The organism is Pontibacter sp. 13R65 (genome assembly GCF_047525655.1).
In the GTDB taxonomy this organism is placed as follows: Bacteria; Bacteroidota; Bacteroidia; order Cytophagales; family Hymenobacteraceae; genus Pontibacter.
In genome coordinates this window covers 177,045-192,648 of the sequence record NZ_JBLIQL010000002.1, presented here as the reverse complement: position 1 = coordinate 192,648, position 15,604 = coordinate 177,045, and the positions used below count along the sequence as shown (strand labels likewise).

At 44.4% G+C, this 15,604-nt stretch carries 11 protein-coding genes; 4 read left to right on the top strand and 7 right to left on the bottom strand.

Annotated elements, in window-relative coordinates; all coding sequences use genetic code 11:
• Nucleotides 1-28: 28 nt before the first annotated feature.
• Nucleotides 29-1,252: a chorismate-binding protein gene (locus ACMA1I_RS03335; protein ID WP_337066842.1), complete on the bottom strand. Its 1,224-nt coding sequence runs from the start codon at nt 1,250-1,252 to the stop codon at nt 29-31.
• Nucleotides 1,253-1,261: 9 nt separating this feature from the next.
• On the bottom strand, nt 1,262-1,681 hold the full coding sequence (locus ACMA1I_RS03330; protein ID WP_337066841.1) for a hotdog fold thioesterase: 420 nt from the start codon (nt 1,679-1,681) through the stop codon (nt 1,262-1,264).
• A gap of 64 nt (nt 1,682-1,745) precedes the next feature.
• Here ACMA1I_RS03330 and ACMA1I_RS03325 point away from each other — a divergent pair, with 64 nt between their 5' ends.
• Together ACMA1I_RS03325 and ACMA1I_RS03320 are read left to right on the top strand one after the other, a co-directional pair.
• Nucleotides 1,746-2,372, top strand: a complete 627-nt coding sequence (locus tag ACMA1I_RS03325) for a histidine phosphatase family protein (protein ID WP_337066840.1) — start codon at nt 1,746-1,748, stop codon at nt 2,370-2,372.
• Nucleotides 2,373-2,489: 117 nt separating this feature from the next.
• Nucleotides 2,490-4,166, top strand: a complete 1,677-nt coding sequence (locus tag ACMA1I_RS03320; RefSeq protein ID WP_337066839.1) for a pyruvate dehydrogenase complex dihydrolipoamide acetyltransferase — start codon at nt 2,490-2,492, stop codon at nt 4,164-4,166.
• Nucleotides 4,167-4,259: 93 nt separating this feature from the next.
• Here the strand turns inward: ACMA1I_RS03320 and ACMA1I_RS03315 are convergent, their stop codons facing one another.
• The 3 genes from ACMA1I_RS03315 to ACMA1I_RS03305 all read right to left on the bottom strand — a co-directional run bounded on the left by ACMA1I_RS03315 (nt 4,260) and on the right by ACMA1I_RS03305 (nt 8,516).
• Nucleotides 4,260-5,447, bottom strand: a complete 1,188-nt coding sequence (locus ACMA1I_RS03315; RefSeq protein WP_337066838.1) for an acyltransferase — start codon at nt 5,445-5,447, stop codon at nt 4,260-4,262.
• 1,244 nt (nt 5,448-6,691) lie between these two features.
• Nucleotides 6,692-7,267: a GDYXXLXY domain-containing protein gene (locus ACMA1I_RS03310; RefSeq protein ID WP_337066836.1), complete on the bottom strand. Its 576-nt coding sequence runs from the start codon at nt 7,265-7,267 to the stop codon at nt 6,692-6,694.
• Nucleotides 7,257-8,516: a DUF2157 domain-containing protein gene (locus ACMA1I_RS03305; RefSeq protein WP_337066834.1), complete on the bottom strand. Its 1,260-nt coding sequence runs from the start codon at nt 8,514-8,516 to the stop codon at nt 7,257-7,259. The genes ACMA1I_RS03310 and ACMA1I_RS03305 overlap by 11 nt, the downstream gene beginning before the upstream one ends.
• 240 nt (nt 8,517-8,756) lie before the next feature.
• Between ACMA1I_RS03305 and hslV the strand changes: the two genes are divergently transcribed.
• Both hslV and ACMA1I_RS03295 read left to right on the top strand, forming a co-directional pair.
• Complete coding sequence (gene hslV, locus ACMA1I_RS03300; RefSeq protein ID WP_337066833.1) at nt 8,757-9,296, top strand: ATP-dependent protease subunit HslV; 540 nt, start codon at nt 8,757-8,759, stop codon at nt 9,294-9,296.
• Between the two features lie 220 nt (nt 9,297-9,516).
• Nucleotides 9,517-10,488 (top strand): deoxyhypusine synthase family protein, encoded by a 972-nt coding sequence (locus tag ACMA1I_RS03295; RefSeq protein WP_337066832.1) that lies wholly within the window; start codon nt 9,517-9,519, stop codon nt 10,486-10,488.
• 231 nt (nt 10,489-10,719) lie between these two features.
• Here the strand turns inward: ACMA1I_RS03295 and ACMA1I_RS03290 are convergent, their stop codons facing one another.
• Together ACMA1I_RS03290 and ACMA1I_RS03285 are read right to left on the bottom strand one after the other, a co-directional pair.
• Nucleotides 10,720-12,717 (bottom strand): tetratricopeptide repeat-containing sensor histidine kinase, encoded by a 1,998-nt coding sequence (locus ACMA1I_RS03290; RefSeq protein WP_337066831.1) that lies wholly within the window; start codon nt 12,715-12,717, stop codon nt 10,720-10,722.
• Between the two features lie 193 nt (nt 12,718-12,910).
• A complete protein-coding gene (locus ACMA1I_RS03285) occupies nt 12,911-15,511 on the bottom strand; it encodes a M1 family aminopeptidase (RefSeq protein WP_337066830.1) in 2,601 nt (866 codons plus the stop codon).
• Between the last annotated feature and the right edge of the window lie 93 nt (nt 15,512-15,604).

Below are 15,604 nucleotides of genomic sequence, written 5' to 3'. Positions count from 1 at the left end.
TATTTAAATACATTATTTACTCAATCACTCAGTCAAAACTCAACCCTCCTAACACTCGGCGCATGGCTTGCAACTTATACTGCGTTTCCAACCATTCCTTTTCTGGCGAGGATTCTCCGGTAATACCAGCTCCGGCATACAATACTGCCTCAGATTGCAGCAGTTGCATGCAACGCAGGTTTACGTAAAGTTGTGTGCCTACGGTACTGTTAACGGGGCCAAGGTAACCACTGTAATAGCTGCGGTCATAGCCTTCGTGCTCCAGAATAAAGGCAAGTGCCGGTTCTTTTGGCATGCCACACACCGCGGAGGTTGGGTGCAGCAGGTGCAGCATATCAGTGCCGAGATTCGGAAAATCCGGCTCTTCTCTCATATCGACCTTAAAATCCGTGCGCAGGTGCATCAGGTTGCCGGCAACAATCGTTTTGGGACCAATCTCAGTATAGTCGCGCAGCCTGATTTTTTTAAAGCAATTAATGACATAACGCTCTACCAGGGCCTGCTCCTCAATTTCTTTTTGTCGCCAAATGGCGTTGGCCGTAGAAGTGGCATTGGTAATGGGTTGCGTTCCGGCCAAGGCAACCGTCCTGAAAACCTTGTTCTCGTCTACACTAACTAAAATCTCCGGAGAGGCACCCATCCAAGTTCCCACACCGGGCACTGCCACTAACGAAACCAACGCCCGCGGGTGCAGTTTTAACATTGCCTCGAAACCGGAAACAGGAGTAAAGCCTTCTGGAACAGGTAATTTTAAAGCGCGCGACAGCACCACCTTGTCCATTTCTTCGGCCTCAATGGCTTTAACCGCATTTTTAACTGCTGCCTTATAGGCAGTTTCCGGCTGCTCGGTGCCTCTGCCGTTACTGGCAGGAGTATACCAGTTTTGTTTTTGAGTGCTGCCTGATGTTGTAAGTGCCGTTAAAAACTGGCCCACGGCTGCAGGGTTAGCTTCATTTGCTACGTCTGGTTCACCTTTTTCAGAATTAAAATAAATGTCGGCTTTTATGAAAATGTTATGGTGGTGTTCATTTACTTGGAAAGGGCAGAAAAGAAAACCAAACTGGCTGCTTTCCAGAACAGGCTGCTCGATACGAATTTCCTGTTGCAGCGACACACATACCTGCCAGACAGAAGACAGTGGCAAGCGCCAGGCGGCCACGGGCAAGCCAAGATCCATCGCCGTGGTAATGATAGCGGAAAGGGTTGGAGCAGCAGAGGGGGTAGCCTTTTCTCCAGTGAGAGCTGTAGCCATGGGCAAACCTTATTTTTTATCGATAACGGCTACTGTCATACGGCTGATGCAGATCAGGTCGCCGGCTTCGTTTGTTATTTTTGTTTCCCAGATCTGGGTAGTGCGGCCCGTGTGCAGGGCCGTTGCTTTACCAAATACCCAGCCTTCGCGAACGCTGCGTAGGTGGTTGGCATTAATTTCGAGGCCCACACAGGCTTTCGTTTTCAGGTCTACCTGCAGGGCGGCTCCTATACTGCCCAGCGTTTCGGCGAGCGCCACTGAGGCACCGCCATGCAGCAGGCCCATGGGTTGGTGCGTGCGATGGTCCACTGGCATTTTACCGCAAATGTAACCCTCTCCGTATTCTGTAATTTCAATGCCTAAATGGTCCACCAGCGTATTTTTAGACCAATCCCTCATTTTATCGAGCACATCCTCATTTTTTTGCATAGAAATAGATTACGTTTCCTAATTTAGGGGTCTATTACAACAGAAAGGCAAAAGTAGAAGAATTTTGAGTATTAAGAAAATATACCTCATCCGCCACGGAGAGACAGATTTTAACTTAAAGGGAATTGTGCAGGGAAGTGGCGTTGACTCCTCCCTAAACACTACCGGACACAGACAGGCAGCCTTATTTTATGAGGCTTACAAAGGTATAGCCTTTGATAAAGTATACACTTCGGTGCTGCAACGCAGCATACAATCGGTGCAGGGTTTTTTAGACTTGGGGATTCCGCATGAGCAGCACGCCGGTTTAAACGAAATTTGCTGGGGCACCCGGGAAGGTACCCTTATAACACCGGAAGAGGATGCCTACTATTACGACCTGCTCCGCCGCTGGAACCAAGGAGAGACAGCCGAATGCATAGAAGGAGGGGAGAGCCCGGACCTGGTGGCAGCCCGGCAACTACCTTTTATTGAATTGCTAAAAAGCAGACCCGAAGAAGAAACAGTTTTAATTTGCATGCACGGCAGAGCTATGCGTATATTGCTCTGCAATCTGCTCAACTACCCGCTCCATTGCATGGACAAGTTTCAGCACCAGAACCTGTGCCTTTATGAGCTGGATTTTACCGGCAGCATGTTCGCAGTAAAGAAATATTGCGACGTTGCACACCTGGAAGAGCTTGCTAAATAATGGTAGTTTAGAAGTAGGGCAACAAAAAGTAAAGTATAGTTTGAATAAAATATTTTTAAATCTAATTTTGGGCTGATTAAAAAAGACCTTTGGGCGAAAAAAACAACACGATAATATATGGCTGAAGTTATAAAAATGCCCAAGATGAGTGACACAATGACGGAGGGGGTGATCGCATCTTGGCTGAAGAAGGTTGGCGATAGCGTTAATTCTGGCGACATCCTGGCAGAAGTAGAGACTGACAAAGCGACAATGGAGCTAGAGTCTTACGAAGATGGTACACTCCTGTACATTGGTCCGAAAGATGGCGATGCTGTGCCTGTAGATGCAGTTATTGCCATTCTTGGGAAAGAAGGTGAAGATATCTCAGGCTTGCTGTCTGAGATTGAAGGCGGTGGAGCACCTGCTGCCAAAGAGGAAGCAAAACCGGAGGAGAAAAAAGAAGCTGCTCCAGCTAAAAAAGAGGCTCCTGCACCTAAAAAAGCTGCTGTAGACACATCAAATATCAAGGCTTCTGTTATTAAGATGCCTAAGATGAGTGACACCATGACGGAAGGTGTGTTGGTATCGTGGCTGAAAAAAGAAGGCGACAAAGTAAGTGCAGGCGATATTCTGGCTGAGGTGGAAACCGACAAAGCCACTATGGAGCTGGAAGCTTACGAAGATGGTACCCTATTGTACATCGGCGTTAAAGAAGGTGACTCTGTGCCTGTAGATGCCACTATTGCTGTAATAGGTGAAGAAGGATCAGACTTTAAAGCGTTATTGGATGCCGACTCTTCTGCACTGGACGACAGTGAGGAAAATGCTACCACAGACGAAGACATTCAAGCTCGTGCCGAAACAGTAGGCGCAGAAGAGACTTCCGGATCTGGTGAGCAAGCTGTTTCTAATGAAAACGGACGTGTAAAAGCATCGCCACTTGCTAAGAAGGTAGCCCAGGAAAAAGGCCTGAAGCTATCTCAGATAAAAGGTTCTGGTGAGGGTGGCCGTATTGTGCTGCGCGACGTGGAGAACTTTAAACCATCTGCCGCTCCTCAGGAAGCTGCTCCTGCAACAAAGGGTGCTCCTGCTCCTAAAGCTGCACCAGCTACTGTGCCAGGTGTGCCAACTGAAGAGTACGAAGAAGTAAATGTATCGCAGATGCGTAAGGTAATTGCACGCCGTCTGTCAGAAAGCCTGTTCACAGCACCGCATTTCTTCCTGACCATGTCTATCAACATGGACAAAGCTATGGAAGCGCGTGTGAGCATGAACGAAGTATCTCCGGTTAAAATTTCTTTCAACGACTTAGTTCTGAAAGCAGCAGCTGTAGCCCTGCGTCAGCATCCAGCTGTTAACTCTGCCTGGTTAGGGGATAAGATTCGTTACAACAAGCACATCAACATTGGTGTAGCAGTAGCGGTAGAAGAAGGTCTGCTGGTACCTGTAGTGCGCAATGCTGACTTCAAATCTCTTTCTGCTATCTCTTCTGAGGTAAAAGAACTGGGAGGTAAAGCGAAGAGCAAAAAACTGCAGCCAGGCGAAATGGAAGGTAGCACGTTCTCTATCTCTAACCTGGGTATGTTCGGAATCGACGAATTCACAGCTATCATTAACCCGCCAAATGCCTGTATATTGGCAGTAGGTGGTATCTCTCAGGTGCCTGTTGTGAAAGACGGTGAGATTAAAATTGGCAACATCATGAAAGTGACCTTGTCTTGCGATCACCGTGTTGTTGATGGTGCTGTGGGATCAGCCTTCCTTCAGACTTTCAAGAACCTGCTCGAGAATCCAGTAAGAATATTAGTGTAAACATAAATTATTCTAATGAAAAAGGCCTTCCGGAACTCCAGAAGGCCTTTTTTGCTTTAGGCTATATTATACCACTTATTAGGTAAGGTGAGTTTAGGTGGTGCGTTGTGCCATTACTGAGGATTTCCCCCGTTTCTTCAGCAAGTGAGGCATTGGGATTTTGATAGGCAAATTTTTCAGCTTAAGAGCTGGTTTCTCAATTAAAAACCAGCTAAAAGCGGCAATGGGCGTTACGATCGCCATAGAAACCATGAATAAACCCATCACGGTCAGTTCTTTACCTAAGTATAACATTACTAATTGCTGTACTGGCCATCCGTACAAATAGATGCCGTAAGAGAAGTCGCCAAAGCGGGAAAACTCATGCAGTTTTACTTTATCGCTGAAAATGAAATAGAACAAGATGTAGGAGCCAAAAACTGACTGTGCCAGTTCCATCAGCGGATATATGTTAATTGAGAGTAACATAATGATTACGGAGACAAGCAAGAGAACCCTTAGCTTAGGTATATAATTTCTGTAAAAGTAAAAGCACATTCCTGCTAAAAAGAACATGAGAAAATGTTCTAGATTTATAAACTCCTTCCCATAAGAGCTGAAAAAAGAAGGCAATAAGTTACTGTCAATAATACCTTGTGAGTTGTATTGCTGGTATTGCTGTGCATGCCAAATATTAAAACAAAGCACTACCACGAAGAACAGAAGGGGAGCTAGTTTTTTTCTAAATAGCCCTAGTAGGGTTAGCAAAGGAATGATCAGATAGCAGATAAATTCATAGGAAATCGACCAAAGTGTACCATTGATGTAATTTTGGACAGGCACATCTAACAGGGTTACCGGAACTTTGGGGATTTGTAAGAGCAGGCACCGTTTTAGGAGCGAGAGTAAGTTTATCTCAGCGTAATATGTTTGTAAGGCTGCATAGCCAGCATTTGGAGTCCAGGTGCCAATAGCACCAAAAATAAAAACAGTAAACAAACTAACCACCATAAAACCAGGGTAAATCCTGGTGATCCTCCTTTGAAGATAACTTATGAAAGAGGTGCTATTCACCCAGCTCTGCGCAATTAAAAATCCGCTGATGATGAAAAAGAAGTTCAACGACAGCGTACCAAACGCCGCCTGCGATTTCGACAACTTCCACATAGGCTCGTCGTCTACTACGCCATTATAAATTACATAACTGTGAGAGAAGACAACAGTGGCAGCAAGAAGGAGCCGGATAAAGTCAAAATTGTTTTGGCGGTACTTATCTGCCGGGTACAGAAGATCGAATTTCATGTAAAAAATTTTATTATAGTAAGCCACTAGTGCTTAAGAATTTTGATTGTGAAAGTAACGCCATAAAGAGATTTAAAAGTGTCGAGCTAATATTTCTCTTTTGAGTAAAGAATCTGGATGTCCTTCTTTCACGTTATAATGAATAATATTTCTTTAACTGACCTAAATTAGCTTAAATACATAGTAGAATAATGCGGGTGAGATCAACTGTTAATAGTGTAAAAATAAGAATATATATTAAATTAATTATTGTTTATGCTTATGATTTAAAGTAATATAATATGATCGGTTTAGAATGAGAGAGGCTATATCAATTATTAGAATTAATAAAGCCTTCCAGAGCTTTGGAAGGCTTTATTGGTGTAGGCTACTTATGCTCCTCCAAATCTAAAATTAGAAAATGTGTTTGCTTTCGTTTTTGACAAGTCAACAAGGGTTACTCAATTTAAATAAATGAAATGCAGTCTAATTATTTTTACTGTGTGCTAATTTAATTCCTTACCCACTTTTGTGTAGAAGATATTTCTTCGGCATATGAAAGCTTGGGCAAGTACAAACCTTTTTGGAGATCCTGCACTTCCAGATGCTCTTCCAATGGATGAGAATTGTTCGTTTTTACCACTTTGCCAGTCCTATACAGAATCTAGATTTTGCAAAGAAGCCGACCAGCAAGCGGGATGCTTATGGTAGTGGAAGACAAGCCTGGGTTTGGATATAGGAGGATGTTTTTTTGAGCAGACAAGGATTTTTGAGTAAATAATTTAATTAAAATGCTGGCCCTTATCTCTTCCAGTTGCTGCTCCATACCGTTGCCATCTCCTAATTCCAAATAATTAAAGAGGCAACCACCATATAAGATGTTATTATCTAGTAAGGCAACAATAAGCACATCTTGTGGCCGCACCAAAAACATGACATTATAGTCGCAGGAGGTGGTGCCACTATGTAGTATGAAAGTATCATTACCTTAAGGTTCGGAATATTAAAGTTCTCCATTACCACGAATCGGCCAACTATCTCGTCTGCGCTTGATGCATTTCCATAAATTTCAGCCAATTTAGCCATAGCGTTCCTGGAATGGGGCGAAATTACATCCCAAAACAGAATTATATCAGTTATGCTGCACCAACAGGCAATTGCTTGATGGCTAAACAAGCTGGCAAACAATAATTGGAATAGAACTGATACGTATTTTTTTATACTTTATGGATGGGGATAATTTTATTTATCCTTCTTTACAACTACTATTGGCGCTGCCTTTCCACCATTTCCTTGATAGGGACGCCATTAATGAGTACATCACTTAGTACAGCCTCACCCTCCTTTACACGAACCAAGGCATACGTCTGCTGCGTCGTGTCTTGTTGAGAGGCAGTATAAGCTAGTTCCGCCTCATACGCCTTTGATTCTTCCATGTAAAACCGATCGAAGGGAAATTGAAAGAAAACATGGTTCCTTCCGTTGTGGTGCGACACATATTCCACTTTGCTGGCAATATAGTCTATGGTGTCTGCGGGTGGTGCCTGCGAGATTTTACTGATGGTGGCAAAGCCGTTCTGGTTTGTTTGCAGGTGCAGGTAAATGACTTTGTCTTCAGGCCATGCAGATGCATCTTCGACCGGGAAAATATTTTGCGTAAAATTCAGCACGATATACTTCCCCCTGAAAGGATCGCTGGGATCGATGGGTGCTGTAAGGAATTTAAACTCTTTGCCATAACGCAAAATAGCTTCTCTGTTACGAATCATGCTAATGGGTACGTACAGCTGCGCCAGGCAAACTAAGATAAAGGCCGGTACTATAATAATGCTAAGCTTCATGAGTAGTACGTTTTTTAAGCATATAGAAATTTGCAAGGAAGAACCCGAGCCCAACCAGCACAAACAAAATTCCTCTCAGCACAAAGCTCATATTTGTATCAAAAAACCTGGCCACTATAAGGGCTGTGATGAAGAGCAAGCCAGCATTAAGAAGGCCTAAATTATTTCTTCTGGCACCCGCCCGAACAACAGTTAAACCAATAATTAGCACCAATAAGTTAGTGAAGATAGTCGCAGCAAGCGCAGAGAGGTGGGCCAGCGCAAAAAGGAGGATAAAGAAAAGGAACACGAATTCTAATAGACTAATCACTTGTTGCTTCTGCCACTTTACTACCAACAGGGTAATTCCCACGCCGGAGATAAAACAAGCGGCCAGCATTTCAGGTGATAATATATTCAGCTCTGCTCTGCTGATGTTCTCCCAAAGCAATTTAAAGCTCATGGTAATTAATATGCCAGCACTGCCCAAGTAGCCTAAAATGAGATAGCCATTGCTACTGAACCTACTGGATTTGAAAAACTTAGAATATCCTACTAAAATAAAAACACCTAGCAGACTCATGTAGCAGATAAGTAATAATTCTTCTGTCTGGCTCGCTACCGTACCCAGCCCAACCAGGAGGGAGAGTGGCACCAGCCAATGGTGGAAACTGGTAAAGTTACTTTCGGGTCTGCTTTTGCAGAGCAGAAAGTAATGAGGCAGAATGAGTAGTAAAAGCCACCAATAAGTGTAATCCTGTTTGCCATACCCGCCTTCTACAGCATACCAGGTTATGCCTGCTAGAAAGAGCAACGAGGCGAAATTCGATTTCAGGAGGTAAACCAGTGGCAGGCAAAGTAGCATCCAGGTAAACAGAAAAGTACTTAAATTCCCAGGAATGTGATAAACCTGACTGACCAACGCAATAGTCGCACCTACCGACAGAAAAAGAAAGGTAGCAGAACTTTCGCGCCATCCACTGTTCTTCTGCTTTTTTAGCAATGTATAGCCGCCAGCGAGTTGCCCAATCAGCAGGGGCAGAAACACCAGTACTGTTTTAACAGAACGGCTAAGGTCGTCCCAATTGTGGGCAATTATTAAAATGATGCCGAGGCCTATAAGCAAGGCCCCTAAAATACCCGAAACAAGAAGCAGCCTGTTCTGTGGTTTACCGGCCTTAGTTCTGTAATACAGCTGTATTTTATCTGCGGTGTCCTGCGGAATTACTCCGGCTTGCACTAGCTCCGGAAGTTCTTTTAATAGATGCATGGCAGCTTGATGTTAATTTTATTTCTGTTAAAAGAAAGTGTATCAATTTACAAATAATTTGTATGCACTCACCTAAGTAGGGCAGCCAGTTTTGGAACGCCAGAATGGTTTTGCCTATAAAGCAGCCAATTTGACACCCCATTAACCATTGGCTTTTTATTTGAAGGTATCGTAGCTTTACAATCAGGGGAGAGGTAGCTTGTAAAAAGCTGCTGCTGCCGTACTTCGAATTAAAAAACTATGACCAAAATAAGATCAACCACCGTGCTGGGCGTGTACCACAACGGGGAAGTAGCCTTAGGTGCCGACGGACAAGCCACCATGGACAAGCATGTTGCTAAGAGCAATGTAAAAAAAATACGCAAACTGCTCGATGGCAAAATTGTAACGGGCTTTGCCGGTTCTACAGCCGATGCGTTTACGCTGCTCGAGCGCTTTGAAGAAAAACTAAATTCATATAACAGCAATATGAAACGGGCCGCAATTGAGCTGGCCAAAGACTGGCGCAAAGACCAGTACCTGCGTAAGCTGGAAGCTATGATGGTGGTTGCCAATAAAAATGAGTTACTCATCATTTCCGGTACGGGAGATGTACTGGAGCCAGACAACGAAATAGCAGCTATTGGCTCTGGCAGTATGTTTGCGCATGCAGCGGCGCTGGCTCTTAAAAAACATGCTCCGCATCTATCGGCTGAGGAAATGGTGCGCGAGGCACTCAACATTGCAGCGGATATATGCATCTATACCAACCACAACCTGATAATTGAGAAGCCTGTTTAAAGGATTTTTAATTTAAGGTTGAATACACCAGAAATGGAATTCTTTCCGCAAATAGGTGTTTAACTACTGAATCTGAAGGACAATAATCTGACATAGGAATTCCCGGCTTAGGCCGGTTTGCGAACTGCAGCAGTTTATGAACCGTAAGAGTTTAATAATACTTTAATTCTTAACTTGCGGACTCTGGCCACCTGTATGGGCTGGCTTAAAGTAAACAAACATGAACGTAACAAATTTCTTAAAGAAACATTACAAGCACTTCAATGCTGCCTCTCTGATAGACGCTGCCGAAGGGTACAAGACGCACCTCGACCAAGGTGGTAAAATGTTGGTGACACTGGCAGGCGCTATGTCTACAGCAGAATTGGGGATCATTCTGGCCGAGATGATCCGCCAGGACAAGGTGCACGCTATTTCTTGTACGGGTGCCAACCTGGAGGAAGACATCTTTAACCTGGTGGCGCATGAGTTCTACGAGCGCGTGCCGCATTACCGTGAGCTGTCGGCTGCGGACGAAGAGGAACTGCTGAGCCGCCACTTGAACCGTGTAACCGATACATGTATTCCAGAGGAGGAAGCTATGCGTCGATTAGAACATGTGGTGCTAAAGTATTGGGAAAAAGCCGATAAAGCCGGCGAGTCTTATTTCCCGCACGAGTTCTTTTACCAGATCCTGTTATCAGGCGATCTGGAGCAGTATTACCAGATAGATCCAAAAAACAGCTGGATGCTGGAAGCCGCTAAAAAGAACCTGCCTATTTTTGTTCCTGGCTGGGAAGACTCCACGCTTGGTAACATCTTTACAGGGCACGTTATCAGCGGCGACATCAAAAATGTGCATACGGTAAAAACCGGTATTCAATATATGATGGAGCTGGCCGATTATTATACCAAAACTGCAACGGATGAATCTACTATTGGTTTCTTCCAGGTTGGCGGTGGTATAGCCGGAGACTTCCCGATTTGCGTGGTGCCTATGCTACACCAGGATCTGCAGCGCACAGGTGTTCCACTTTGGGGCTACTTTGCACAAATTTCTGACTCCACTACTAGCTATGGCTCATATTCAGGCGCTGTGCCGAACGAGAAAATAACCTGGGGTAAGTTAGGCAAAGACACTCCAAAATTTGTAATAGAGTCGGATGCCACCATTGTGGTGCCGCTTATATTCGCTATTGTACTTGATATGTAAACTATTGAGTGAATTCATAAAAAAAGCGGCTGAAGTAATTCAGCCGCTTTTTTTTATGAATTCACATAACTGTAAGGTGCTATTCTTTAAGACCTGTCTATTGCTCTAGCCAAGGCTTTCCTAAAAATTGACTTAAAACGCTCTGGAGGGGCTTTTTCATTACAATAATTTATACAAGTACTCTTTGAAGCTTAAAAATATGTAGTGGTAGTTCTCCCAATCTACCAGAATTTACACTGCTGCTTCGGTAAGTATAGCTTCCTGGTGTGCTGGCACCTCAGCTGCTGCCAGAGTAATAGAAAAAACACTGCCTTTACCTTCCTCACTTTTCACCTGAAGTGAGCCAGCCATACTCTCAACAAAGTCTTTACAAAACATAATCCCAAGGCCTGTGCCTTTTTCTTTGGCAGTGCCAGTGGTGGTAAACCTGGTACTGCCAAACAGCTTCTCCATATTCTTTTCAGAAATTCCTTTTCCCTGATCCGCGATGTGCAGGGTTACCCGGCTCTGGTTTGCTTCGGCCCATACTGCTACCTGACCTCCTGCAAAAGAAAATTTAACTGCATTGCTTAGCAGGTTTCTTATCACAAAATTTAGTCGGTCTAGGTCTGCCTGCACCCATATCAGTTCTTCCACATTATTAACAAACAAAATTTGCTTTTGCTGCGCCTGCGATAGAATCAAGACTATATTCTCAGAAATAAGCTGCCGCAAATTTACAGGCACATATTCAACTGAAGAACCTTCCAGTTGGGCCTTAGACCACAGGAGTAGGTTATGCAGCATATTTTGCGCTGCCTCCACATCACGGTGCAGCAGAGGAAAAATATGCTTGATCTCATTTTCAGTCATCCCATTCCGCTGGATCAAATTTAGAATGCCTTTAACAGACTGGAAAGGATTGCGTAAATCGTGTGAAATAATAGAGAAGAGTTTGTTTTTGAAGTTGCTGTTTTGCTCAAGCTGCTCATTCTGAATTTGTAATGCCCGTGCCTGCGAAGAAATTTCACTTTTTTGTGCTTCTATTTCCAGATTCTTTGCCTGCACATACTGGTTAATTTTCTGCAGTTCCAGGTTACTCTCCTTTGCGCGCCTTCTGTTGAGCTCTAGTAGCAACAGCAGTCCAAGCATAAGCACGATCACTACCAGGCCAAAGCCTTGCACGGTACGGTCGTGCTCCATTTCTATGGCTTGGTAAGCGTTCTCAGCCTTCAGTTTCTGGTTTTCCAACTCCTGCTTTTCCGTATCGAACCCGATGGTCAGCTCCTCTAATACCTTTTGCTGCCGCTCTACATCCAAGAGCTTTTGCTGTTCCACATAAATAGCGAGGTACTTGTGTGCCTGCTCAAACTGCCCGGTGGCTTCGTATACCTGTTGCATGAGGTAAGCCGCATCTGCTATTTTTTTACTAGATTCTGTTTCCAAAGCCATTTCGTAACTCTGAATGGCATATTGAAGCGCCTCCTTTTTCTGGTTCAGCAGGAGGTAAATAGAGGATATGCCTTTGAGAGTACCTACCAACAGCATTTTATTTCCAATTTCCTGGTTCAGCTTAAGCGATTGAAATAGGTAAGGCAGGCCTTTTTCTGGGTATGGCAGGTTTACGTGCAGATTGCCGATATTGTAAAGGCTAATAGCCCAGCTGCCTTTGTTGCCCAGTTCTTTTTGCAGGTTTGCAGATTTAGTGAAATAACTCAGTGCTTTGCTGAAATCTCTTTTTGCCTCGAAAATATTACCAATGTTGTTGTATACTTTACTCATCGCTAGTGGGTCTTTACTTTCGAGAGCAAGCTTTAAAGATTGGTTATAAAAATCTAAAGCACGATCATTATCCTTTATTCTAAAATAAACGCTGCCAATACTATTGTAAGAAATAGTGAGGGCTTCTATAGAACCTGTCTTTTCTGCAATTTTCAGGGATTTAAAGTAGTAGTCAAGAGCTTTGTCATATTCACCTAACACAACCTCTGCATAACCGAGTAAATTTAAAGCCTTAGCCTCCCCAGCTTTATAGCCGCTCTGAACAGAGAGCTGTTGAGCCGACTCGGCATGGGCAATGCCTTTCTTTACATCGGATAAGAAAAAACGCCTGCTCAGCTGGTAATGCAACTCTACCCGTTCAGAATCTGATTTTGCTTTGGTTAGTTCTAACGCCAGGCTATCTGCCAGATTATTTTTCCCCTGCAGGTGCAGTGGGAGAAAAAGAAGCAAGAGTAAAAGGTTTCTCATAAATAGGTAGAACAACTACAAGCTTTTATTAGTAAAGGTCAGCTTTCCAGTACCTTTATAAATTTATAAAAGAAAACTTCATTTGCCGGCTTGAACATAAACCAGAAGAATAACATTCCGTAGACTTCTCAATAATAGGATTCTTTGTATGATATGTATACAAAATGTGTTCACACAGATAGTAAATCTCACTTTAAAGCTGAGATTCGTGTAGACTGACTGCCCTGAAAAGCCCATCGGCTGCCTGTAATATTTTAGCCCTTAGCTTAGGGTTGTAGTGTGGGTGTTCGGCTAGAAACTGCCGCACCACCTGCGCCGCTTCCGGACTTTGGTAAGAACTGAAGGTGGCACCGAGCCAGTTCTGAGGAAAGAATATATCGCCCGTCAGCTGTATCTCTTCCAGCAGGTTAAGGCTTTCTTTTAAGTATTTTTGGGAGCTTGGTGTGCGGAGAGGGTGGTGCAGGTACTGAAGTGCGGTAACTACCCAGGCTTCTCTATCTCTGTTTTTCGGATCCTTTAGGGACATAAAAAAAGCATCGCGCTGTTGCTTATCTGCAGCGAGGGCGGGCAAGATAAACTGCAGTCGTTTCTGGCGGTCCGGGTTGGATATGCGTTGCATCTGCGAGGCAAGTATCTCTTCTGCTCTTTTATGGTCACGCACAGCCAGAGCCAGGGCAATAGTTGTATAATCATCTTCTGTGAGTTTAACACCGGCAGGTTCCTGCTCTTTTGCCCATACATGATACAGCCGGTCCTGCGCCTGACTGCTCATAGCGATGCTCCTGTAGGTGTTAAAGAGTAATTTTTTGTTATTACCAGCTTTGGCTTTCTGCAGAGCTTCCCATACTTTATCTTCTACTTGCTTGGCTAACTCCAACCTTTTGGCGGATGTAGTCCACTTCCAGAAAATGTTTTCAAGTTGTCCGGTTAGCAGCTTGAGGTTTAGCTCTTCTGTTTCCTGAGTTAAGCCATTCAGATAAATTTGCAGTAGTTGATCTGGTTTAACAAGGCGTTGACTTAACATGTTCTCGTACAGGTTAATGTACGCACTAGCGCGCATGACCGGGTTTTGTAGCTGGGTAAGGTCATGTTGTATGTGCCCATCTACCGGAAACAGACCATAGCCTTGGCCCGTGGAGTTAAACAGTACATACAGCGGCTGTGGCTTTCCAATTGCCTCCTGCAACAGCACTTGTGCTTTTACCATGTTCACGGTCAGTTCCTCTATCCGGTCAGGGTAGACCAAGGCCACCTCAAAGAGCTGTGGCCACAGGCGGTCGGAGCCATCTTCACCTCTTTGCGTTATTTGAAAGGCAGAAATTGTTCCTGCCTCTGTCCTCATTTCATAGTCGAACAAGGGGCGGCCTGGCTCGCTTACCCAAACCTCGCTCCATAAAGCCAGATCAGCCGGTGTGTGTGCATCCATTATGCGGATAAGGTCGGGCCAGGTGGCATTGCCGTGGGCATAGGTTTTCAGGTATTCCTGCAGCACTTTTCTAAAGTTTTCTTCACCCATTAAACGCTCGAGCTGCCGCATTACAATAGGTGCTTTGTGGTAAATGATGTTGCCGTAAAGGGTACCGGCATCCTGCAAATTTGCCAGCTCCTGCCGAATGGGATTAGCGCCTTGCGTTCGGTCCACGCTGTAGGCAGCCGGAAAATGGTCGATCAGGAACTTGAGGTCGTAGTTCGAATCGGCCATGGCCTGCTGCGTAATTTTATCAGCCATGAAATTGGCAAACACTTCTTTCATCCAAACATCATTGAACCACTCCATAGTTACTAGGTCACCGAACCACATGTGCGCAGTTTCGTGCGCAATCAGGCTGGATCGGGCGATTTTCTGATCCTGGGTAGCGCCTTCATCCAAGAACAAAGAGGCAGCTTTGTATTGAATGGCACCTACGTGCTCCATGCCATTGTACTGAAAATCGGGAATGGCCACAAAATCAAACTTCTGAAAAGGGTAGGGGATTTGGGTGTACTCGGCCATAAATTTTAACGCATTGCCATGAAGTTTGAAAATAGGATCTATGCTTTGGTCGATTTTAGCTTCATCTGTTTCGCGGTGAAGAAACTGCATGGTTTGCCCTTTGACCTGTCGCTGTATTTTATCGAATTTGCCAGCAGCAAAAGCAAACAGATAGGTGCTAATAGTATCGGAGGGCAGGTACTGGTAGCTCTTTTTGCCTTGCACCAGCACCGTAGAATCCTGGAGCGGGGCATTGGCTATTGCTTTCCAGTTCTGAGGCACCGTAAGGGCCAGCTTAAATACAGCTTTCAAGTCGGGTTGGTCGAAGCACGGAAATACAGTACGGGCCCGGTCTGGCACCAGCAAGGTGTACAGAAAATCGTCGCTTCGGTTTAAAGATAAATTACCTGCGGTGAAATCAATTTCGATGGTATTGTTGCTAGTTTGCAGGCTAGCGGCCGGAATGAGCAAATGTTCCTGGATATGCTGTATAGGGAGATCCTGGCCGTTTACCACTACCTTATGCAGGTTCTCCGACTGCTCTTTAAAGTCGAGCTGCAAAGGCTGGTTGTGGGAGAGAAGTGAAAATGTTATAGTTTCAGATGCTTGTATGGCACCTGCTTTTGTTTCAGGTATAATGAATTTGATGTCGTACTGCAACTGGCTGATCTGTTGCTTGCGATGTTGGGCCAACTGCCTGGAAACACCTGTTTCTATAGGAACATGACCGGACGTCGATATTTTATTTGTGCATGAGTAGCCCGAGAAAACGGTGACAAAAGCAAAGCCTGCTGCCAAAGCCCGATAACGAAGTGAGTTCATATAGTAACATTTGAGAAACGCTAAAGATAAGGAAGGAATCGGTGAGAATAAATTTTTAGCTGTTAGAAAGAGGTGAGTCATTAGGGTTGTTTG